Here is a 21,729-nt window from a genome sequence, read left to right as displayed (position 1 = left end):
GTCCATTGTACCAAACGTCTTATTAATAAATTCCAACGTTTCCTATTATTATGTTATTTGTTAAGGGGTTATACTTTCCTTCACATTCTCTATAAAATAATCATATCGCTTTTGGCGATGATGCTTCCTTGTCTTGATGTGAGGAGCAATTCAGATTCTCCATCCTCGATTAAGTGTTGGTGATCTATCACTGAGTCTAAGATTTTTACTTGAATTCGATTATATTGGTCAATTTGAGAAGAATTTTTGATCTGAGTTATAATATCTTTTAATTTATATCCAGTAAAAGGACCTTAAAGAAATACATTATCTTGAAATGGATTCGTACTAATAAATGTGGAGTAATAAGGTGAGGAGTAATAGATATTGTTGTTTTCACGTAAAAACATTAGAAATTGATCCCCATCGTTAGATAGCTGCTTTTTGGAGACATAGTCCAACGTACTGTTATTGAAATTATCTCTTCCTTTATATAGTTTAATGATTTTCATAGTATCTCCAATACCAGCCGTCTTAGAGGTTCGAACGCTTACGAGCTCAGCTAGTACGATATAATCTGATTGTGCTATGACTTCGTCTAATGAAGTGTATTGTACTGTACTGGGTTGTTAATATCATTGTAATCTAGCTTGAAGTTATAACTAGGTGGAACTGTTGTTCCTGATGAGCAAGCATTAAGAAATAAACAAAGGAGAACAATCGCAATAACCTTTCTCATAGTAATCAAACCTTTCTTCAAAGTATAAAACAATCTAATAAAATAGAAAACTATTGTAATTATATTCCATTGTGATTAAATGTGAAACCTAACAACTCAGCCGTTTTCAGTAGCTTTATCTCACTAAATACCATCCTAATAATAAATGTGGAAATTTTCACTGAGTATGTGATTATAATCACATACTCATCATTCCTATCGTCGTATACTAAGGTCATAAAGAACAAGGAGTGATTGATATGTTAAAGTTTTGGAGAGAAAATAAAATCGCAGCCGCTATCGTTGCTATCGTAAGAATCGTATTAGGATACAAATGGATTACAAGTAGCTGGGGTAAAATAACTGGCGGTGAATTCACTGCAGCAGGCTACTTACAAAATGTTGTTACGAATCCCGTTGCGAAAGGTGATGAAGTATTATATCCGGTCTATAACGCATTTATCGAGCATATAGCTTTACCTAATGTAGCAATTATTGATGTAATTTTACCTTGGGGCGAGTTTCTTGTAGGTGTTGGCTTAGTACTTGGCGTTCTAACATTACCGGCAATATTCTTTGGATTACTAATGAACTTCATGTTCATGTTTGCTGGCACAGTTAGTACGAACCCGTATATGATTTTACTAGGTTTCATTGTTATGCTAGCTGCTGGTAACGCAGGTAAATTCGGAGGCGACTTCTACGTACTACCGTGGTTGAAAGCAAATGTTGGGGAAAAACTGGTCAGACGCTTCAAAAAAGGTTAAAATAGCTTCAAGCCAAGTGAAAGGGGTATTTGTAGTAATGGCACTTCGAGAATGTATATTTCACTTCAAATTTATTGATGGTCCAGAGACGAAAATGCTTAGAGCGCTAATTTTCCTTCCTGATGATCGTAAACCTAGTATTAATGATTTCATTGCAGCTTTCGCCCAGTCAGGTTATCAAGTTCAGCTTGAAAATGAACAGGAACTTATTTTTGCTCCTACGAGCTCAAAGGAAACTTACAAGCTTGATATTACAAAAATCGAGATGAAGGGTGAAGAGGACTCACCAGAGCATGATGGAGAATTTAAATCAATTATTGAGCATCTCCGTGGTGGCAGATGGTAACATCGTCGATAAATAGAATTCTAAATGAGCGTAGTCTAAAATACATAGACTACGCTTTTTGGTCTTCTATTTTTAAAGATATTCCTTAAATTTACATTTTAAATATAATTTCATAATACTCCCCTAACTTTTGTTTTACATAATAGGGTAGTAGTGAATTGGTTAGAAACAAACAAATGGAGGGATTAAATTGAAAAAGAAAGTTATTAAAGCAGCAATAGCAAGCTGTCTCGTGTTCTCTACTTTATCCATTCATCCAGTTCAAGCAGACAATCAAACAACTGAAAGTGCAAAATCAAAAAATCTTATCGTGTTAATAGGAGATGGAATGGGTCCTGCCCAAGTATCAGCAGCCCGCAATTATTTAATGTACAACAAGAATATTGATCATTTAACGCTTGATAGCATTTATGTTGGTCAAGCCACTACATACGCAGACCGTGGTGAGGATGGCGGAACGATCGTATCAGGTGTCGTTACTGATTCTGCTTCCGCTGGAACTGCATTTGCAACAGGTAATAAAACATATAATGCTGGAATTAGTGTTTCCAACGAAGATGTATCAAAACCATTCGCTTCCGTTATCGAAGCTGCAGAAGTTGCAGGGAAATCTACTGGTCTTGTAACGACGGCTCGAATTACTCATGCTACACCAGCAGTGTACGCGTCACATGTCCGTAGTCGTGATAATGAGGCTGCTATTGCTTCGCAATATTTGGATAGTGGTGTAGATGTGTTATTCGGTGGTGGAAGCTCATTCTTCTTAAGTAAAGCTGACGGTGGAAAACGCACAGACAAAAGCATCATTACTGATTTTGAAGCAAAGGGATATTCCTATATAGATAACGCTTCTGAACTAAATTCATTATCAGCAACTAGCGGTAAAGTGCTTGGTTTGTTCAGTAGCTCACATATTCCTTATGTACTAGATCGTACAGCAGAAATACCATCTCTAGCGGCGATGACTTCAAAAGCTTTAAATATTTTGGAAAAGGATGAAGATGGTTTTGCAATTATGATTGAAGGGGGACGAATTGATCATGCATCGCATGCAAATGATTTCCCTTCTACGGTACAGGAAGTTCTTGATTTTGATGCAGCCGTAAAAGTTGCACTAGATTATGCAAAGAAAGATGGCAATACATCAGTCGTTATTACAGCAGACCACGAGACGGGGGGCTTATCATTATCTCGAGACAATATATATGAATTGAATCTTGATCTATGGGATAAGCAAATTAATTCTTCCGAATCTCTAGTTAGCAAACTCAATGCTGCAGTATCTATCAATGAAATTAAAAATATTGTAAAAGCAAATACTTGGATTACTGATCTTTCAGATGAGGAAGCGAAAATCATTCTTGCAGGAGATGGCTCTTCTTATGGACGAGAAGGTGGGTATAACCAAGTAATTAGCAAAAGATTGCTTGTTGGCTGGAGCGGACATGGTCATTCAGCTGTTGATGTTGGAGTATGGGCATATGGTCCAATCGTTGATCAAGTGAGTGGTCAAATCGATAATACGCAAATTGCAAAAGCTTCAGCACAAATTATTGAGGTTGATCTTAAGTCTACATCTGCAACGATGCAAGCGAAATATTTATATCCTAAGTTTAAGATTACTCGTGATAATGAAGTTCTATATCCAGCTAAAGCTCTTGCTGAGTCGCTTGGTGCAAAAGTTGAATGGAATGCTAATGCCCACATCATTACGATTACAAGTGGAACTAACGTTATGAAAGTAGATACTAATAAACTTGAAGTTAATCTTAACGGTACAAATACAGGGCTGCGAGGTCATCTCGATAATGGTAAATTATACTTGTCGCTAGCTGCCTTTAATAAACTTACAAGTAAAAATATGACTTGGGACGTATTATCTGAACGCATTGTGAAGTAAAAGTGTGTAACAAAATTAAGAGTAATGGACAGGGGAGCAGTGCTCTCCTGTCCATTTTTACAATAGGGAGGAGAGATAATCTTAATGGGAGATATGATCAACGTAAAAAGCTTGGAAAAATCATATAAATCAGATCAGCGTTCCCTTCCGATTGTTAGTATTTCTTCATGGTCGGTGAAGCAAGGGGAGCGGATAGCACTGCTTGGACCGAGTGGTAGCGGGAAAAGTTCATTGCTTCATCTTATTGGTGGAATATTAGCTGTTGATCGTGGCATAGTTGAAGTGGCAGGAGAGCTTATTAGTGAGATGAATGAGATGCAGAGGGATCGCTTCCGGGCAAAAACGGTAGGTTATGTTTTTCAAGATTTTTATCTAATTCCTTCACTTACTGCGAAGCAGAATGTTGAGCTTGTAATGGAGCGTAATTTGGCTAAAGGTGAGCGTAATAAGCTGATTGAACATTGGTTTGAGCGAGTAGGGCTTGCCGGGAAGATGAATCAACGCCCCTATCAACTATCCCGAGGACAGCAGCAACGTGTAGCTATTATTCGAGCATTAATTAATCAACCTCCACTAATTCTTGCTGATGAGCCGACGGGAAGTTTAGATTGGGAAACAGCTGCGCACATTATGGAATTATTACTGGAAATATGTGGAGAGAATAATACGACACTGTTGACAGTCACACATGATTTGCATTTAGCCCAGTTGTATCCTGCAACGGTACAAATGGACAAAATTAACTTATGTATGCATCAAGACAATGTGCAAGAAAGGAATGGGTAAAGCATATGAATGGTTGGAAATATATATGGAACAATATGCGACATCGCTCTGTTTTGTCTATATTGACCATTTTTGCAGTTATGATTACAGTAGCATTATTTGTACTTCTACTCATGAGCAAAGACAGTGTTGAGCATGGTGCGCAAAAAGGATATGGTCCGTTTGAACTTGTCATTGGAGCTGACGGTAGCGATTCGCAGCTCGTTCTTAATACTTTTTATCGAGTAGGAGTGCCAACAGGTAATGTTCCATTAGAGCTACTTAATATTGTAGAAAATAGTGAATACACTGATGTCGCTTTTGGTATGACTACGGGGGATAATTATAACGGTTATCCGATAGTTGGTGTTTCATCAGCTTATTTTGCTACTCGCTATGAGGATCGTCAACTGAAAGAAGGACATTTATACGCAGCGATAGGTGAAGTTACCGTTGGTTATGCAGTAGCAAAAGAGCTTGGCTTACGTATAGGAGATCAATTCAGTGGTGCACATGGATTAGTTGATCATGTTGAACTAGATCATGAAAGTAATGAAGACGATGAACATGAGAGTTTTCATTATAAAGTAGTTGGGATATTACCGAAGCTTAATACTGCTGATGATCGTACTGTATTTACAAGGTTGGAAAATGCGTGGGTGATTCATCATGATGAAGACAGCGCTAAAGAAATAACTTCAATTATCGTGAAACCGCACTCGTTATTAGGTATTCAATCTTTGAAGCAACAATTTGATGCGATGGATAATGTGCAAGCTGTCTATTCAAGTAAAGCGGTCGCAGATGTATTAAATGTAGTGGATACCGGCTCGAACCTACTTATGGTTGTCATGTCTATTTGCGTGTTACTTGCGACAACAGCGTTGCTTCTTGCATTGACAGCATCCATTCAAGAAAGAAAGCGTGATGTTGGATTGTTACGCCTAATTGGCAAGTCTAGATATTACATATTGTGTACACTTGTAGCCGAAGGAATCGCGTTGGCTACAATAGGATTAGTAGCTGGACTTGTACTTGGTCATATTGTAGGTGCTATCATAAGTAATTCATTGTTCATTCAATCAGGTGTGCAATTACAAGCGTTCCAGATCGCTACGTATGAGTGGGTTCTTATTGTCGCAACATTATCTCTAGCTCTACTTGCATCATTCGGACCGGCAATGAAAGTATATCGCACCGATGCTTTAACTTTATTTCGCAATTAAGGGAGGAGATCTCATTGATGCATCGTCGAATGAACAACATTATTACGAGTGGTTATATACTTGTTTTGATATTACTACTGGCCGGCTGCGGGGAGCAGAAGTCAACTGAGCAAGTGGGCACTTTTGGCGAAGGGATTACGCTAACGGAACAATCAGTAGACTTAGCTGATGTAGTAGTAACGATTCCGACAAGTGATAACGATAATAACATTGACGAGAATAACTTAGACGAATTAACTGAACTTGAGTCCAAGAATAATGATAATGGTGCTAACCAACTTGCTTTATCTTCACCCCAAGTTAGTAATGAAGATGAATCTACAGTTTCCACTCCAGCATCAGCATTGTCACTTCCTTCAACTAAACCGAAGGATCAAGTTTCTAAACAACAGCAACAAGAACAACAAGAAAAAGAAGAACAACAAGTACAACAAGTACAACAAGAAAAAGAAGTACAACAACAATCAACGTCAACACAAGCAGTCACGAGTAAACTATCCAGTGATAATATAGAACCAAAATCAACAACGGCTCCCACTAAAGAACCTATTAAATCTACCTCTGAACAGAAAAAAGAGACAACGAAGAGCAAGTATCAATCTATTAGTTGGAGTGGCTTCTTTGATAATGAAGAACAGAATACACCCTCAGATGATTTTTGGGATCTATCTGAAGCAAAAAAAACCGTTCAAATAAAAGGATTTATGGGCGAAATACTCTCTTTAGATAATAACTGGTTTCTTCTTATTCCAGAGCCCGGTGCGGAATGCCCTTTTGATAATGGGGATGAAACCTATTGGAATAAAATAATGATCGTCTACGTTAAGGATGGAACGAAACTTCGCTACACATCCAAGCCACTTCAAATTACTGGTCGACTAGATGTGGGCGTTAAAGTGGATGAGTCTGGCTACAAAACAATGTTCCGAATCTATGATGCGAATTTTGAAGAAATTAAAGAGTAACAATATTATTATATTGGATAGATGATATGATGGTATTGGAAAGTTGATTTCATTATAAGTTTTGATCTATCATATAGTGGACACCTCTTCTGTAATATAGTGATGGTTTAATACGCTCACTATGCCAAACAAAGTGGTGTCTTTCTATTTTGAAACAAGAGATGAAAGGAGTTATATGATGTACTCGATAATGATTGTTGAGGATGATTCCAAAATTGCTCAAGTATTAAAGTCGAAGTTAGAACAATATAGTTATAAAGCAATTATTGCTTATGAATTGAAGAACATTATGGATCAATTTGAAGAAGTTCAGCCCGATATGCTGTTATTAGATATTAATTTACCCTATTTCGATGGCTTCTATTGGTGTAGGCAAGTACGTAAAAATTACAATATTCCGATCATATTCATCTCTGCTAGAGACGGTGAAATGGATCAAGTGATGGCTATTGAAAATGGTGGAGATGATTATATTACGAAGCCAGTGCAACTTGAATTATTAGTTGCCAAAGTTAGAAGTCAATTGCGTAGAGCTTATGGAGAATACGCGATTACTCCAACAAATTTTACTGCAGTGGATGAAAATCCCCTCTCAAATGTTGATGGGAAGAGCAATAAAGTTGAAATAGAAGGGATGACGCTATGGCTTTCGCGTAATGAGCTTAGCTATGAACAACAGCTAGTTGATCTAACGAAGAATGAATTACTGCTTGCTGAATGTTTTTTCACCTATTACGGTGAAGTTGTTACAAGAGATCAATTACTGGAAGCTTTATGGGATGATGTTCAATTCGTAGATGATAATACATTAACAGTTAATATGACGAGGTTGCGCAAGAAGTTTACTGAATTAGGGCTACCTTCAGCTATCGAGACGATACGCGGTCAAGGATATAAATTAAAGCTTGTATAACTTACAAAATATGTAGTAAATACTCAACTTAACATAGTAAGAAAAGCCTTCGATGTAAGGTGGAATGGAGCATTACGATATGAAGAGTAAATTTCCGATGCTACGTATGTATATATCTGATCAAAGATATTATATATTCATATATTATCTTGCATGCTTGTTAGGTGCAGGACTATTTATGTTGGAGTGGAAAAGATTGAGCGGAGATATTGATCTTGGATCGATGATTTACTATATAATATTCGCTTCAGTCATATTGCTCAGTTGGCTCATTATTAATTACCTCAGAATAAAGCCCTACTATGAATCTTTGTCCAAAGCATTAATTGCCAAAGATCCGCTCTACGCAGTTCAGTTAATACAAGATCCGCGGACAAGTGAGCAACAACTGATGAGACAGTTACTTCTTAATCAGCAATCCATGTATATAGAGCAATTAGAAACATTGCGAAGGAAACAAGAAATTCAATATCATTTCACTCTGCAATGGGTTCATCAAATGAAAACACCAGTATCAGTTATTGATATGCTAATGCAACAAGCTCAAGATGGGGTTAAACATAAATCTATCATGAACTTGCAGGAGCAAGGAGAGTTATTTCTAAGTATTCAAGAGGAATCCACAAGATTGGAAACTGGACTTGAGATGATGCTTCATTCGGCAAGAGTAGACAAGCTTGAACTCGATCTTTATGTTCGTTCTGTTCCATTACACGAAGTTACCAGAGGTATAATCAATCGTTACAAACGATTATGTATTCAATATAATATCTATCCGCGGATCGTAGGAGAAGCGATAGCTTCTACAGATCAAAAATGGTTCAGTTTTGTTATGCATCAAATCATTAGTAACGCGTTAAAATATAGCAAACCAATATCAGGTAATAAGACACTAACTATAGAGTTTGAACAAACAGAATCTCTCACAACAGTAAAAGTAATTGATCAAGGCATTGGTATTGCAACGAGCGATATTCGGCGTGTGTTTCAGCCGTTTTTCACAGGCGAAAATGGTAGAACCATTGGTGAGTCAACGGGTATGGGACTTTATCTAGCACAAGAAGTTTGTCAGCGTCTAGGACATAAGCTTAGTGTAGAATCGCAGCCAGGAGAAGGAGCAACATTCATCATTACAATACAATCAACGGGTATTCATCGCATGTAACACTGAGATTTTCGCCGTCGATAACGCTACGAAGCACCACTTCGTGATCACGAGTCATCATTTTAAACTACCTCTATTGAAGGTGACAAAGCTGTAAGGTTCAGTGCCGCATCTGAAAGCTTCTTCGATTACTGCCATCAGAACGCTCCGTTATAATGAAGCAATGAACAACACATTTACGAATAACATTATGATTGATATAAAGGAGTTATTATGATGAGCGTATTAAAAACAAAGGGCTTAAGTAAAGTATATGGTGGTAAAAATAATGTATTGTATACTGCGCTGCAGGGACTTGATATTGAGGTTGAAAAAGGTGAATTTGTCGGAGTAATGGGTCCGTCAGGTAGCGGGAAGACGACACTGTTGAATATTTTGGCTACCATCGACAAAGCCACAAGTGGACAGTTAGAAATTAACGGGATTAACCCAGCAAAGTTGAATGATCATCAGTTAGCACTCTTCAGGCGTCGTGAGCTAGGCTTTGTATTCCAAGATTTCAATTTACTAGATGCATTAACCGTGAAAGAAAATATTATACTTCCGCTTGTAATGGAAGGGTTGAAGCCGAAAGTTATCGAGGAGCGTCTACTACCTCTCGTAAAGCTGCTACAAATTGATGAATTACTGAATAAGCGCACATATGAAATATCAGGTGGTCAAAAGCAAAGAGCGGCAATTGCACGAGCAATTATTCATAAACCGTCATTATTGTTAGCGGATGAGCTTACTGGAAACTTAGATTCTAAGTCAGCGAAAGATGTTATGGATACATTGCAGCGGATGAATTCGGATATGAATGCTACGATATTAATGGTTACGCATGATCCATTCTCAGCAAGCTATTGCAAACGAATCATTTTTATTAAAGATGGTAAGCCATTTACAGAAATCCACCGTGGCTCTAATCGCCAAGTTTTCTTCCAACAAATATTAGATACATTAAGTTTGCTAGGAGGCGATTTCGATGACGTTTCGTTCCCTCGCGCTTAAAAATGTAAAAGAAAATTGGCGTTCATATAGTGCATTCTTCTTGAGTAGTGTTTTTTCAGTTGCAATTTTCTATATCTATATAGCTTTCATTCAACATCCTGACGTGACGAGTGGAAATATTGCTGCGGCTTCAAAAGTGAAGATGGGGATGGAATACTGTTTGTATGTTATTGCCATGTTCAGCTTTATTTTTATTATGTATTCAAGTACATCATTTTTGAAAACACGTAAAAAGGAATTCGGTCTATTCTCGTTATTTGGCATGACTAAGCGTCAGCTGCGAAAGCTCGTTTTTATTGAAAATATGGTTATTGGCATACTTGCCACGGGAGTAGGGATTGCAGTTGGAATTCTCTTCAGCAAATTGTTCTTCCTTGCACTTGGTTCATTATTGCGTTTGCAAGAAAATATAAGTTTTGCGATTCCACTAAGTGCAGTAGTAGTCACGGTTGGCATATTCGTAGGTATCTTCTTCGTTATTACGTTATACTCGACGCTCCGCATAGGCAAAGGACAAATTATCGACTTACTACATGCTCACAAAAAGCCTAAAGGTGAATTGAAATATTCAATTTGGCAGGTCGTACTAGGCGTTCTATGTATTGTGGGGGGCTATGGTCTTGCAGCAACGATGACGATCGAATTATTTTTTGTTGTCGCTCTACCGATTCTAATTCTGGTAGTAGCAGGTACCTATTTCTTATATTCACAACTTAGTATTGTGTTTTTACAACTATTGAAAAAAAATCGTAGCCTCTACTATAATAAGTCCAATATGCTTATTATTGGTCAGCTCGGCTATAAGATTAAAGACAACGCACGTATTCTATTCACGATTACCATTTTAAGTGCAGTCGTTATGACGGCTATGGGTACAATTTATATTATGCAACTAATGGGCAAGGAACAAGCTTCTCACAATTCTTCTTATTCGATTGCTTGGAGTGAACAGAAAAATGATACTAATCCAGTTACGACTGAAGCATATGTAACAGAAGTTCTTGAAAAATATAATCATCGTATAGAAAAAAATGTAACGATTGAAGGGATAATATTACGAAATTACTCGCTAGCATTTACCAATAATAGAGCTAACTACGGATCAGATGAAGAAACAGGTAGAATTGTTGACGCGATTCTTATTCCGCTCTCTACTTATAATCAAAATGCTTCAAAAGAGAATCAAATATCGAGTCTTAATGAAAATGAACTAGCTGCGTTAGAACTTTATTTAAGCTATATAAAGGAAAAAAAAGCCAAACTAATTGGTCAACTTAATGGTGAAACTATTGAGTATGAGATTACGAAAATGGCTGAAGAATCTATATTTAATAGTAAGGTTATTCAATATGGGGGGACGATTGTTGTTCCTGATGAACTCTATGCGCAATGGAATCAACAAAGTACGGATGAAGACCGTATTGTGTTCCATGGGTTTGAAATCTCTAACTGGGAAAAAGCGTTACCCGTCGTAGAAGAGATTCAAGCGAATACGAATGATACGAACGATCAATTAGACATGAGTAAAATTATTTACTATGCTGGATATTCTCAGTCGATGTCATTGACTATTTTCATTGGTTTGTTCATTAGTTTATTGTTCTTTATTGCTGCAGGATCATTAATCTACTTCAAATTATTTACTGAGCGCGACGAGGATATTACAATGTTCAAAAGTTTAAGTAGATTAGGCGTCACGTATAAGGAAATGAGAAAAGTTGTCATTACTCAAATTGGAATCATATTCTTCTTGCCTTGTATCGTCGGGATTTCTCATGCGCTATTTGCAATGCTAGCGCTCGATGGAATATTAGAATCATCGAATTGGCTATACTCGTTTGTTGTATTTGGAATATATATTGCGATGCAAGCCATATACTTCTTGTTTGCAAGTAGAAGCTATCTATCGAGTATTCGTAAGGGTTCGATTACTGTTACTAATTAGGGCGCTCCGAAAACAAATCACTGTTCCAATCGCCGTTGGCCTCGGATTTATGATTTTATCATAGCGGTATAAATCCGAGGACAAAAGCCACCTTCGTATAAAAGAGAGAAGTGTACTGATGAGGAGAAAACCATGTCTACAAAATCTGGGCTTTTAAGACGATATGAGCATACGATATATCGTATGGCTATCATACTATTACAAGATGAGACACAGGCGATAGAAGTAACTAAGAATGTGCTTTGTGAGCTTTGGCATGACGAAGGTTTTATCGATTTGGATGAACGTAAGCAGCATAATGTGATGATTTGGCTTGTGAGTTGCGCTACTTCCAGCCAACACCAAATTGCGTAGTCTTTCTTTATCAAAGTCTTTTTTTTGAACTACATCCAATGAAAAATGAGGGTATCACTTCGCTTTGCACAACAATGTGCAAAAGTAGAGTGATACCCTCTTAGTGTTCCTACCTGAGGAGGAGCTGTAATGAAAGTGGCCGATCAGATATGACAATACAGAATTCCATATTAGCTTGATTAGCGATTACGTACACTCGGTACATGATAAACGTGAACATCTCCCGTACGATATTCCTCACTCGTTGAACAGCTATAGCAAAGCCCATGTGTTAGATCAACCAAGGAAAGTTTGTAGCCATGCTTTGCTCCAGTGTCAATTCCGATTCTACATTCATCAACGAACAAGGAGCCGGGGGTAGCCCCCAATTTGAATGTTGGCGTATGACCAAAAACGATGCGTTGACCAGCAGTACCACCAAGATCAGTATCGAGCTTGGCACGGAGTGTCGATAATGGATATCGTGTGAACGACTCCCTTATTTCAGTTAACTCACGTATCGGATGCAATTGGAGCTGTAAACCAGGTCGAACCCCAGCATGAACGAATAAATAGCCATTTTCCATATGATAACTTGGTAGCTGACGAATAAAGCGCAAATAGCGCAAGCGATGTGCGGTACTACCACGTCTTAATGTAGCCAATTTCAGTTCATGATTGCCTGGTAAAGCAATTGCACCTTTGTCTACTAACTGGTGAACAAGATCGATCAAGCGCCACGTAATAGGCTCACCTGCTTCAATATAATCACCTAATATTACAAGTTGATCCCGCTTAGGATCGTATTGTGCAGCCTCTAGTAAGGATAGAAATCCTTGTCTTTGTCCATGAATGTCTGATATGGCCAGCAACCGTCGCGATGATCGTCTTGCTGATCCATGTTGCACTGCATTCACTACTTTCTTTAGTTAGTTAAAGTTCCATTAGTAGTATATACGTCAAGCACCTAGTTTGACTCCGATATATACCTAGATGGTGGTTAATTTGCCCTACAAAAATTAGGTGCTTGTCTATAGAGGAATGTTCAAAATGCTCGCTTGTGATCGTACTTCTAACGATTGAATGAACTCCCGATGTATGTTATGTTGTGACCATATGTTAATAGATTGGAGCAATCGGGAAATGAAATCACTAGTATTAGCTGAAAAACCAAGTGTAGCAAAGGAAATTGCTCGTGTTCTTGGTTGTAATACGAAGCATAAAAACTATATGGAAGGACCTAATTATGTCGTAACTTGGGCATTAGGTCATCTGGTTGAGTTAGCTGAACCAGAAGCTTATGATAAAAAGTATAAAACATGGGAGTTAGACGATCTACCTCTCTTACCTGCTAAAATGAATATTCAAGTGATGAAGGAAACGTCACATCAATTTAAAGCGATTCAAGCGTTAAGTAAACGTAATGATCTATCACAGCTAGTTGTTGCTACTGACGCTGGACGTGAAGGGGAGCTTGTGGCTCGTTGGATTATGGAGCTTATTCATTGGAAAAAGCCGTTCTCTAGGCTTTGGATTTCTTCGCAAACGGATCAAGCGATTAAGGAAGGCTTCCGTAATTTGAAGCCAGGTTCACAATATAATGATCTATACAAATCAGCGGTTTGCCGGGCAGAAGCGGATTGGATTATTGGTCTAAATATGACGCGTGCCTTGACATGCAAATATAATGCGCAGCTAGCGGCGGGCCGTGTTCAAACGCCTACTTTGTCCATTTTGATGGAGCGTGAGCAAGAAATTACAGGATTCCAAGCGAAACCATACTGGCTGTTACAAACTGATGCAACAGGCTTTACTGCATCGTGGAGAGCCGGGCAGGGACATGATGGGAAGCTATGGGACAAAGATGAAGCAGATCAACAATTGCTTGCTATAAAGGATGCTAAGAGCGCACAGGTAAGTCATGTGAAGGTCATGGAGAAGCAAGAGCTTCATCCGCTTGCTTATGATCTGACAGAGCTGCAACGAGATGCTAACAAAAAGCTAGGTTTCTCAGCTAAGCAAACTTCCAATGTACTGCAAAAGCTATATGAGCAACATAAGTTGGTCACTTATCCACGTACCGATTCTAGACATCTAACAAGTGATATGACCTCAACGTTGAAGGATCGTTTGGAGCGAGTGGCTATCGGTCCATATCGTGAAGTAGCTTCAGCACTACTGCGTAAGCCGTTACAAGTAACGAAGCGAATTGTAGATGATAGTAAAGTGAGTGATCATCATGCGATCATTCCAACAGATCAATTTGTCCAATTGCAAAATCTAAGCACTGATGAGCGTAAGCTTTACGATCTCATTGTTCGGCGCTTCATAGCACTATTTTGTGCACCGTATCGTTATGATGAGACGAGTGTTGAACTTACTATTGGAAAACATACCTTCTATGCCAAGGGGCGAGTGGAGAAGGATAAAGGTTGGCGTGAAATTTACACGGTTACGAAAGATAGGGATGAACAGGAAGAAGATATCTCCTTATTGCCTGCATTGAAAAAAGGACAGCAAGTTCAACTGAAACAATCACGTCTGAAGGATGGTATGACTACGCCGCCAGCACGCTATACGGAGGCATCATTACTTGCGATTATGGACAAGCATGGTTTAGGTACTCCGGCGACGAGAGCCGATATTATTGAAAAGCTGCTGTCTACGGAGACGATTGAACGTAGAGGGCATAGCTTGCACCCGACGCTGAAAGGTAAACAGCTTATTGAGCTTGTCGTTGATGAACTGAAAAGTCCGCAGTTAACGTCACAATGGGAACAGCAGCTAGAGGCTATTTCGCGTGGCAGGGGCGATGCAAAGCAATTTATGAAACAAATTAGAATGCAAGCCGAGCAATGGGTTAATAAGGTGAAAACCGAGACCAAACAGTATAAGCCACATAATATGACCGGTTCTAAATGTCCCGATTGCAGTGAACCATTACTTGAAGTAAAGGGTAAGCAAGGCAAGCGCTATGTTTGTTCTAATCGTGAATGCTCTTATATGCGTCATGCTGAGCCACTGAAAATTAATAAGCGTTGCCCGCAATGCCGTAAAAAAATGGAACTGCATGATGGTAAAGCAGGAAAATATGCACAATGTCGTCCATGTAATGTCATTGAGAAGCTAGATGATAAAGCTAGTGGCAAAATGAATAAGCAAGAAACGCAGCGTCTGATGAAACAGTATAATCAAGAGCAGCCATCGATCGGAAATAGTCTAGCTGATAAGCTGAAGGCGGCTCTTGAACAGAAACAATAGAAGAAGCGACGCTTGAAAGTAATAGAATAAGCTTTGAAGAAACGTATGTATATAAGCGGTAGCGTTCTGTAATTACAGAAGGTGCTGCCTATACATACGTTTTTTTGTATAGAGGAAGTTCAAAACGCGGACTTTGATAACGATGAATGGACTAACGTAGCTTAGTCGACATCGTATATGAAGCGAACTTGGAAAGTACGGTTCGCGTGTACGTAATCATGTACACTTGCGCTTCCGCCTTTCACAAGTAGCGCTCCATCTACTCGGTTCTGAAAGCCCACGTTTGAACCTTTATTGTAATAGGAAGTTCAAAACGCGGACTTTGATAACGATGAATGGACTTCGAAGGTTACCCGACATCGAATATGAACCTTTATTCAGTGGTACATCCACACAAGAATAAAAGCTTGATTGACATACAATAACATAGTAATGACGTTGTAATGGCCCGAAAGGAGAAGGATGTACTTATGACATGGCATCCAGGTAGGAAAGTATCGAGTAAAGTACTGAAGCAAAATGCATTAGAATCAGATCCGCAAATCGCTCCACATATTCCACATACTAAAAGTTATAATGCTGCCAATTTAAAAGATATGTTAGAACAATATCGGATGGTTTTTGTGAAACCGATCAAAGGAAGTCTAGGTAATGGTGTTATTCAAGTAAGAAAAATAGACAGTGGATACTCATATAAGGTGAACAGTAAAAATTATGTGGTTACAAATTATGAAGCACTAGAGAGTGGCTTAGCAAGTCGGAAGATGAAACGTCCTTATATTATTCAACAAGGAATTGACTTACTGAAAATTAATGGATCACCTGTAGATTATCGTGTGAAATACTGTATAGATAACGGAGCATGGAACTATCGAGTCATTCTCGCTAGAGTCGCAGGGCCAGGGTATTCTATTACAAATTTAAGTAAAGGTGGGCGCAAGCTTGATTGCAATACAGCGATAAGACGAACTTTAGGAGCGGGAGCAGTAGCTCAAACAATAGGCGAAATGAAGCGGCTTACAAGATTATGTACCGCCGTACTAGAGCGGAGATTTCCTGGATTAACACATCTTGGTTATGATTACGGTATTGATCAAAACGGTAAACTATGGATCTTTGAAGTGAATACGAGTCCTAATTAATAGATTGATAGACTGATATAAAAAATTAATGAAAAATTAATATCTATTAAAGTTTTTTATGAAATTGCTAGTTTTAGAGGTTGTGGATAACTGTATCCACATTATCCCGTGTGAGAATAGGGATGATTCGACTGATATACACAAATAATCAACAACATATCCACATCATATTGTTAATAATGGCGACTATTGTCGTAAATAGAATGAAATGATAGGATGAAGCTAATCCAAATTTTGGGAGGTGGTTATAGTGAAATTGCTTTCAAATGAATTGTTAATTGAAACGTATCATCAAGCGATCCACTATCAATGTGAACGTGAATTTATTCAAATGCTTGTATTTGAACTACAACTACGAGGCATTTTACTTCCAGAAGAACAATATTCGGCATAGATAATTATAGATAGAATATTATTAAAGTCGCAGTCACTACGAAAGTAGCTACTGCGACTTTTTGTTTATAATTTCATATTACTACTGTGACCTGGGGAAAGCTTAGCACTAGGATCGACATATACTTTTGCATTGTTAATCGCAGTTGGAGCTTCACCAAAGCCAACAGCAATTAGCTTTAACTTTCCTGGATAAGTTGTAATATCTCCTGCTGCGAAGATACCTGGAATATTCGTTTCCATACGAGTATCAACGATAATTGAACCTTTTTCGATTTCAATTCCCCACTCAGCAATTGGTCCTAATGCAGAGATGAAGCCAAAGTTAACGATAACTGCATCAACTTCAACTTCTGTTGTTTCGTTAGTTTTTACATTGGTTAGCGTTACGCTAGTAATGTTATCTTCGCCCGTAAGAGCAGTGATTTCCGTAGGAGTAATAATGTTAACGGATGAGTCCATCAATTGCTCTACACTATGCTCATGCGCTCTGAATTTATCACGACGGTGAACTAGCGTTACGCTTTTTGCGATGGGCTCAAGCATTAGAGACCAGTCAACTGCTGAATCACCACCACCACTAATAAGTACGTTTTGATCTTTGAAGCGTTGAAGATCTCCAACGAAATAATGTAAATTAGTTTTTTCAAACTTCATCGCATTTTCAAGCTCAAGGCGACGAGGAGAGAATGCGCCGACACCAGCTGTAATGATAACAGCTTTCGCTAAATGTGTTGCAGTGTCAGTCGTTACCTCGAAAAGACGCTCATCTAGCTTCTTCACATTAACAACTTTTTCTTCAAGACAAATTTGTTGCTCAAATAGAGAAAGTTGTTCTTTCAGACGATCAACGATTTCTTGTGCAGTTACTTTCGGGAAGCCTGCAATATCGTAGATATATTTCTCAGGATAAAGTGCAGCCAATTGACCACCTAGCTGAGGCATACTTTCAACTATTTTCACAGATGCTTGACGCATACCACCGTAAAAGGCAGCAAACATACCAGCTGGACCTCCGCCAATGATTAAAATATCTACTACATCTGTTTGATTTGCTGTATTAGTCATGATTTACCTCCAAATATCTATTTTTCATTTACTTTCTTATTATAAGCAAATTTTGCGAATAAAGGAATGCGGTTAATTAAAATCAACTTAATGGAATTGTGCACTATGCCGAATATTTTCGTATAATGTTCCCTTGAAAATTGTTATGAAACTCTGTAATATGTCTGATGTATATAACAATTAAAAGCTTATCTATTACGGCATTTGTTAATTGATGTAGACACGCAATAGAGAAAATGTGTCTAACATACACATATAATGGAGCATACTAAATAAAGATAATGGAATGGATGGGATTCTACGATGAGTAACATACCGAAAATAGTAATCCTCGGTGCAGGATATGGTGGTATCCTTACCGCGTTACGACTACAAAAAGAACTTAACTACAATGAAGCTGATGTTACTCTTGTGAATAAACATGATTATCACTACTTCACGACACATTTGCATATGCCTGCGGCTGGAACCGATAAGCCTGAAAATGCAAGGGTCAATATTTCTCGACTGATCGATGAATTCAAAATTGATTTTGTTAAATCAACTGTTGTACAAATCCGACCTCAAGATAAAAAGGTTATTTTGGAGGATGGTACACTATCTTATGATTACTTAGTTATCGGTCTTGGCGGTGAACCAGAAACATTTGGTATTCCTGGTTTGGCTGAGAATGCAATGAATATTCGTAGTATCAATTCCGTTCGCCTTATTCGTGAGCATATTGAGTATCAATTTGCACGATACAAGCGTGAACCACATCGACTAGACTACTTAACATTTGTCGTTGGTGGCGCAGGCTTTACTGGAATCGAGTTTGTAGGTGAATTATCAGATCGTATACCTGAGCTTTGCAAGTTTTATGATGTAGATCCTACGCTTGTGAAAATCTATAATATAGAAGCTGCTCCAACAGCGCTGCCAGGCTTTGATCCTGAATTAGTTGAGTACGGCATGGAAGTGCTGCGCAAGAAGGGCGTAACGTTCCGTATTGGAACAGCAATCAAAGAGTGTACATCAGAGGGTGTCGTTGTAGGCGAAGGCGAAGAGATCAGATCAGCGACGGTCATATGGACTGGTGGTATTCGTGGTAATCGTCTTATTGAAGATGCTGGCTTCGAGACAATGCGTGGTCGTGTGAAAGTAGATGAATATTTACGTAGTCCTGGTACAGAAAACATTTATGTGCTTGGTGATAATTCATTAATGTTCAATGAAGAAGGTCGTCCTTATCCACCAACTGCACAAATTGCTATGCAACAAGGTGTGATCTGTGCGCATAATCTTGTCGCTTCGATTCGTAATCAAAGCATGAAAACATTCGAATTCAGTAATAAAGGTACGGTTGCTTCACTTGGAAAAGGAGAAGCGATTGGTCTAGCATATGGTAAGAAGTACAAAGGACGTAAAGCTGCGTGGTTGAAAAAGTTAATTGATATTCGTTACTTATTTATTATCGGTGGCGTGCCACTCGTACTGAAAAAAGGGAAATTTCTATAATGAGACATTGTAGCGTACAAGTTAGAGGGTTATTAACTCGTGATGAGTTAGATCGTTATAACGCATTAATGGAGGTAGGCTCTTATCTTGAATCGCAAATGCGTCATGATCTATCCTACACCGTTCAGCAGGAAGTTGATTTGCTTATTCAACCTGCGATTGAGCGATTGAAAGATAAAGGCCGCGCACGTGACGCGGCTACAGCGCAATATCTTGAAGAAAAGCGCATAGCTGCATTGCAAGCCGAGCTTGCTGCGCTAGAAGAGGAAGATGAGCTCACAGAGGAAGACGAAAAAAACGAGTAGTCGGCTGGAAGTCTACTTTAACTAATAACAACAAGCAATTGAATACAACGTTATACTGAAGGATGAGTAACACAAAGGGAATATCTCTTGTATGTGTCGCTCATCCTCTTTTGTTTTGAGGCTCAACCTCATAATAAGTGCTTGACTCTTTAAGTTTACATACTTAAGCGGACTCAGAGGACGTTATGTCTGCGTTCTCCGCTTATTTTGAGTTTTCGCGGACTCAGAGGACCTTATTTGCTCGTTCACTAGTGCATCTTGAACGTAAACCTATCCATAACGTTCTGTGTGTCCTCTTAACTCTCAAAGTGTTGGTTTTACGCTAATTAGCGTACTGTGAGTCCGCTCGTTTGCACACTATGGAGCTACTGCAGTACAACAAAGCAAAAAGTTTCGTTAATGTGCGCCGAATGGTGCTACTGCTGCACATCCAGTATGTCCACTCATATTTCGTCTAGATTTGGTTTTAGTTTTGAGTCTAATCCTAAAACGATAGACACCAAGACTAGAGAAACCTTGCGCTCGCTGGCGACGGAGCTCTATGAGTTAAATAAGACGATTACGTCGTTTAAGGATAACGACGCAGCTCACATGTTTTATCTATCGGAGAACGATAGTTGAATTCAGCAATACTTTTTACCAAATTATAATGTCATTGTAAATGAACGAAAAGATGGATAAAGATTTCAGAAGTATTCTGAATCTCTATCCATCTTTTTATATAATATGTTGATGCTTGTAGTGCATTTTGAACTACCTTATATGGAGAGTAGTGTTTGCCACTTGTCGGCGTCCAACTGATTCCCAATATAGAAATCACCGAATTCGCCATAACGAGCACTTACTTCATCAAAACGCATTTCGTATACAAGCTTCTTGAATTGAAGTGGATCGTCGGCAAATAGTGTTACGCCCCACTCCCAATTGTCAAAGCCAACAGAACCTGTAATGATTTGTTTAACTTTACCAGCGTAAGTACGACCAATCATGCCGTGACTGCGCATAAGTGTTTTACGTTCGTCCATACTAAGCATATACCAGTTGTCTGCACCGTTGCGAAGCTTATTCATTGGATAGAAGCAAATATGTTTTGCATTCGGTAGAGCAGGTTTCAAACGAGCGGCAAGTTCAGGGTTTTCCATAGGATCGCCTGTAGAATGTCCCATGTAATTGCTTAGTTCTACGACACTAACATAAGAGTAAACACTATATGTAAATGAAGCAAAGCTTGTTTTGTTAAATGCTGTTTCAATCGTATTCAAGTCTTCAAGTGTTTCACGCAAATGCATGAAAACAAGATCAGCCTTCTGTCCTACGACAGAATATACAACAGTGCTTCCAGTGCGAGCTTCACTTACTGATGTCCATTGCGCTAGAAACTCATTCAATTCAGCAACGGCTTTACTTCTCTCGCCTTCATCTGCTAATCTCCAAGCAGTCCAATCAATCGTGCGGAAATCATGCAATGCATACCAGCCTTCTAATGTTTGTGCTGCTTCACTCATCGTATACAATACCTCTTTTCGATTGTAGTTAAGTAATAATATTATTGTATCTTAATTAATGGGCAAGGAGCAAATGTCATAGTTGTGACAAAAAAATTGTCGCAATTGACTTTCCAGCCACCATTCTTTAAACTAATGACAGTGATAATACATAATATATATATTAAAGAAGGAGGACATTTACTGTGCTTCAAATTATAATAGCAACTATGCTTTTTCTAGTCATGGCATTTGGTATTGGTTTTGTAATTAATATGCTTGTGAAAACGACATGGTTTCCGACATATTTTATTATTGCAATCATCATTGTATTAGCTGTATGGGCACCTTGGGGTGGCAATAACGAAAAGCTTATTGATGTCATAAGTAACTATACAATTATTGACTTTATTCCTGTTATTGGAGCTATTGCAGGTGCATTATTAAGTGGAACATCGATGAAAGCACTTCGCAAAGCCGGGTTTAAAATGTTTTAAGGAGATTTACTAATTCTTATTACCAACATATTGCTATTAAAATGGGCAGTTTCTCAAGGTCGATTAG

The 21,729-nt window shown here is 38.5% G+C and carries 21 protein-coding genes; 17 read left to right on the top strand and 4 right to left on the bottom strand.

Annotated features, from left to right (window positions below; all coding sequences use genetic code 11):
- Positions 1-293: 293 nt before the first annotated feature.
- Positions 294-491 (bottom strand): hypothetical protein, encoded by a 198-nt coding sequence (locus AC1TPB_RS13555; RefSeq protein ID WP_482076980.1) that lies wholly within the window; start codon positions 489-491, stop codon positions 294-296.
- A 466-nt stretch (positions 492-957) separates the two neighbouring features.
- Between AC1TPB_RS13555 and AC1TPB_RS13550 the strand changes: the two genes are divergently transcribed.
- The 11 genes from AC1TPB_RS13550 to AC1TPB_RS13500 all read left to right on the top strand — a co-directional run bounded on the left by AC1TPB_RS13550 (position 958) and on the right by AC1TPB_RS13500 (position 12,036).
- A complete protein-coding gene (locus AC1TPB_RS13550) occupies positions 958-1,464 on the top strand; it encodes a Crp/Fnr family transcriptional regulator (RefSeq protein ID WP_482062454.1) in 507 nt (168 codons plus the stop codon).
- Positions 1,465-1,501: 37 nt separating this feature from the next.
- On the top strand, positions 1,502-1,810 hold the full coding sequence (locus tag AC1TPB_RS13545; protein ID WP_482076979.1) for a hypothetical protein: 309 nt from the start codon (positions 1,502-1,504) through the stop codon (positions 1,808-1,810).
- 250 nt (positions 1,811-2,060) lie between these two features.
- Complete coding sequence (locus tag AC1TPB_RS13540; protein WP_482077072.1) at positions 2,061-3,710, top strand: alkaline phosphatase; 1,650 nt, start codon at positions 2,061-2,063, stop codon at positions 3,708-3,710.
- An 84-nt stretch (positions 3,711-3,794) separates the two neighbouring features.
- Entirely contained in the window at positions 3,795-4,496 is a 702-nt protein-coding gene (locus tag AC1TPB_RS13535) for an ABC transporter ATP-binding protein (protein WP_482076978.1), read from the top strand.
- A gap of 5 nt (positions 4,497-4,501) precedes the next feature.
- Positions 4,502-5,701 carry an ABC transporter permease gene (locus AC1TPB_RS13530; RefSeq protein WP_482076977.1) on the top strand — a complete coding sequence of 400 codons (1,200 nt, stop codon included), beginning with the start codon at positions 4,502-4,504 and terminating at the stop codon, positions 5,699-5,701.
- 17 nt (positions 5,702-5,718) lie between these two features.
- Positions 5,719-6,666, top strand: a complete 948-nt coding sequence (locus AC1TPB_RS13525) for a hypothetical protein (protein WP_482077071.1) — start codon at positions 5,719-5,721, stop codon at positions 6,664-6,666.
- A gap of 178 nt (positions 6,667-6,844) precedes the next feature.
- On the top strand, positions 6,845-7,579 hold the full coding sequence (locus tag AC1TPB_RS13520; RefSeq protein WP_482077070.1) for a response regulator transcription factor: 735 nt from the start codon (positions 6,845-6,847) through the stop codon (positions 7,577-7,579).
- A 79-nt stretch (positions 7,580-7,658) separates the two neighbouring features.
- Complete coding sequence (locus AC1TPB_RS13515; RefSeq protein ID WP_482076976.1) at positions 7,659-8,744, top strand: sensor histidine kinase; 1,086 nt, start codon at positions 7,659-7,661, stop codon at positions 8,742-8,744.
- A gap of 216 nt (positions 8,745-8,960) precedes the next feature.
- A complete protein-coding gene (locus tag AC1TPB_RS13510) occupies positions 8,961-9,737 on the top strand; it encodes an ABC transporter ATP-binding protein (protein WP_482077069.1) in 777 nt (258 codons plus the stop codon).
- Positions 9,712-11,682 carry an ABC transporter permease gene (locus AC1TPB_RS13505; RefSeq protein ID WP_482076975.1) on the top strand — a complete coding sequence of 657 codons (1,971 nt, stop codon included), beginning with the start codon at positions 9,712-9,714 and terminating at the stop codon, positions 11,680-11,682. The genes AC1TPB_RS13510 and AC1TPB_RS13505 overlap by 26 nt, the downstream gene beginning before the upstream one ends.
- A 132-nt stretch (positions 11,683-11,814) precedes the next feature.
- Entirely contained in the window at positions 11,815-12,036 is a 222-nt protein-coding gene (locus tag AC1TPB_RS13500; protein ID WP_482062461.1) for a hypothetical protein, read from the top strand.
- 179 nt (positions 12,037-12,215) lie between these two features.
- Here the strand turns inward: AC1TPB_RS13500 and AC1TPB_RS13495 are convergent, their stop codons facing one another.
- Complete coding sequence (locus tag AC1TPB_RS13495) at positions 12,216-12,932, bottom strand: metallophosphoesterase (protein ID WP_482076974.1); 717 nt, start codon at positions 12,930-12,932, stop codon at positions 12,216-12,218.
- Positions 12,933-13,158: 226 nt separating this feature from the next.
- Here AC1TPB_RS13495 and AC1TPB_RS13490 point away from each other — a divergent pair, with 226 nt between their 5' ends.
- The 3 genes from AC1TPB_RS13490 (at position 13,159) to sda (ending at position 16,812) form a co-directional block, all read left to right on the top strand.
- On the top strand, positions 13,159-15,276 hold the full coding sequence (locus AC1TPB_RS13490) for a DNA topoisomerase III (protein ID WP_482077068.1): 2,118 nt from the start codon (positions 13,159-13,161) through the stop codon (positions 15,274-15,276).
- Positions 15,277-15,746: 470 nt separating this feature from the next.
- Positions 15,747-16,418 carry a YheC/YheD family protein gene (locus AC1TPB_RS13485; RefSeq protein WP_482076973.1) on the top strand — a complete coding sequence of 224 codons (672 nt, stop codon included), beginning with the start codon at positions 15,747-15,749 and terminating at the stop codon, positions 16,416-16,418.
- A gap of 250 nt (positions 16,419-16,668) precedes the next feature.
- Positions 16,669-16,812, top strand: coding sequence for a sporulation histidine kinase inhibitor Sda (sda, locus tag AC1TPB_RS13480; protein ID WP_482076972.1), 144 nt, complete (start codon positions 16,669-16,671; stop codon positions 16,810-16,812).
- Positions 16,813-16,877: 65 nt separating this feature from the next.
- Here the strand turns inward: sda and AC1TPB_RS13475 are convergent, their stop codons facing one another.
- On the bottom strand, positions 16,878-17,879 hold the full coding sequence (locus tag AC1TPB_RS13475; protein WP_482076971.1) for an NAD(P)/FAD-dependent oxidoreductase: 1,002 nt from the start codon (positions 17,877-17,879) through the stop codon (positions 16,878-16,880).
- 303 nt (positions 17,880-18,182) lie between these two features.
- Here AC1TPB_RS13475 and AC1TPB_RS13470 point away from each other — a divergent pair, with 303 nt between their 5' ends.
- Both AC1TPB_RS13470 and AC1TPB_RS13465 read left to right on the top strand, forming a co-directional pair.
- On the top strand, positions 18,183-19,376 hold the full coding sequence (locus AC1TPB_RS13470) for an NAD(P)/FAD-dependent oxidoreductase (protein WP_482076970.1): 1,194 nt from the start codon (positions 18,183-18,185) through the stop codon (positions 19,374-19,376).
- Positions 19,376-19,681, top strand: coding sequence for a hypothetical protein (locus tag AC1TPB_RS13465; RefSeq protein ID WP_482076969.1), 306 nt, complete (start codon positions 19,376-19,378; stop codon positions 19,679-19,681). Before AC1TPB_RS13470 ends, AC1TPB_RS13465 begins: the two co-directional genes overlap by 1 nt.
- A 758-nt stretch (positions 19,682-20,439) precedes the next feature.
- On the opposite strand, the gene hemQ is transcribed toward AC1TPB_RS13465, so the two are convergent.
- Positions 20,440-21,186, bottom strand: coding sequence for a hydrogen peroxide-dependent heme synthase (gene hemQ, locus AC1TPB_RS13460; protein ID WP_482076968.1), 747 nt, complete (start codon positions 21,184-21,186; stop codon positions 20,440-20,442).
- Positions 21,187-21,371: 185 nt separating this feature from the next.
- Here hemQ and AC1TPB_RS13455 point away from each other — a divergent pair, with 185 nt between their 5' ends.
- Positions 21,372-21,662, top strand: a complete 291-nt coding sequence (locus AC1TPB_RS13455) for a YuiB family protein (protein WP_482064416.1) — start codon at positions 21,372-21,374, stop codon at positions 21,660-21,662.
- Positions 21,663-21,729: the final 67 nt, after the last annotated feature.

It is taken from the genome of Paenibacillus sp. Y951 (assembly GCF_056786395.1).
This window is presented reverse-complemented; position numbering and strand designations above follow the sequence as displayed.

What these genes read in the sequence shown, in the direction of transcription:
- AC1TPB_RS13500 (WP_482062461.1), top strand. Translation starts at nt 11,815, where the DNA reads ATGTCTACAAAATCTGGGCTTTTAAGACGATATGAGCATACGATATAT.
- AC1TPB_RS13475 (WP_482076971.1), bottom strand. Translation starts at nt 17,879, where the DNA reads ATGACTAATACAGCAAATCAAACAGATGTAGTAGATATTTTAATCATT.
- AC1TPB_RS13510 (WP_482077069.1), top strand. Translation starts at nt 8,961, where the DNA reads ATGAGCGTATTAAAAACAAAGGGCTTAAGTAAAGTATATGGTGGTAAA.
- hemQ (WP_482076968.1), bottom strand. Translation starts at nt 21,186, where the DNA reads ATGAGTGAAGCAGCACAAACATTAGAAGGCTGGTATGCATTGCATGAT.
- AC1TPB_RS13505 (WP_482076975.1), top strand. Translation starts at nt 9,712, where the DNA reads ATGACGTTTCGTTCCCTCGCGCTTAAAAATGTAAAAGAAAATTGGCGT.
- AC1TPB_RS13545 (WP_482076979.1), top strand. Translation starts at nt 1,502, where the DNA reads ATGGCACTTCGAGAATGTATATTTCACTTCAAATTTATTGATGGTCCA.
- AC1TPB_RS13555 (WP_482076980.1), bottom strand. Translation starts at nt 491, where the DNA reads ATGAAAATCATTAAACTATATAAAGGAAGAGATAATTTCAATAACAGT.
- AC1TPB_RS13525 (WP_482077071.1), top strand. Translation starts at nt 5,719, where the DNA reads ATGCATCGTCGAATGAACAACATTATTACGAGTGGTTATATACTTGTT.
- AC1TPB_RS13520 (WP_482077070.1), top strand. Translation starts at nt 6,845, where the DNA reads ATGTACTCGATAATGATTGTTGAGGATGATTCCAAAATTGCTCAAGTA.
- AC1TPB_RS13515 (WP_482076976.1), top strand. Translation starts at nt 7,659, where the DNA reads ATGAAGAGTAAATTTCCGATGCTACGTATGTATATATCTGATCAAAGA.
- AC1TPB_RS13535 (WP_482076978.1), top strand. Translation starts at nt 3,795, where the DNA reads ATGGGAGATATGATCAACGTAAAAAGCTTGGAAAAATCATATAAATCA.
- AC1TPB_RS13530 (WP_482076977.1), top strand. Translation starts at nt 4,502, where the DNA reads ATGAATGGTTGGAAATATATATGGAACAATATGCGACATCGCTCTGTT.
- AC1TPB_RS13490 (WP_482077068.1), top strand. Translation starts at nt 13,159, where the DNA reads ATGAAATCACTAGTATTAGCTGAAAAACCAAGTGTAGCAAAGGAAATT.
- AC1TPB_RS13485 (WP_482076973.1), top strand. Translation starts at nt 15,747, where the DNA reads ATGACATGGCATCCAGGTAGGAAAGTATCGAGTAAAGTACTGAAGCAA.
- AC1TPB_RS13470 (WP_482076970.1), top strand. Translation starts at nt 18,183, where the DNA reads ATGAGTAACATACCGAAAATAGTAATCCTCGGTGCAGGATATGGTGGT.
- AC1TPB_RS13550 (WP_482062454.1), top strand. Translation starts at nt 958, where the DNA reads ATGTTAAAGTTTTGGAGAGAAAATAAAATCGCAGCCGCTATCGTTGCT.
- AC1TPB_RS13465 (WP_482076969.1), top strand. Translation starts at nt 19,376, where the DNA reads ATGAGACATTGTAGCGTACAAGTTAGAGGGTTATTAACTCGTGATGAG.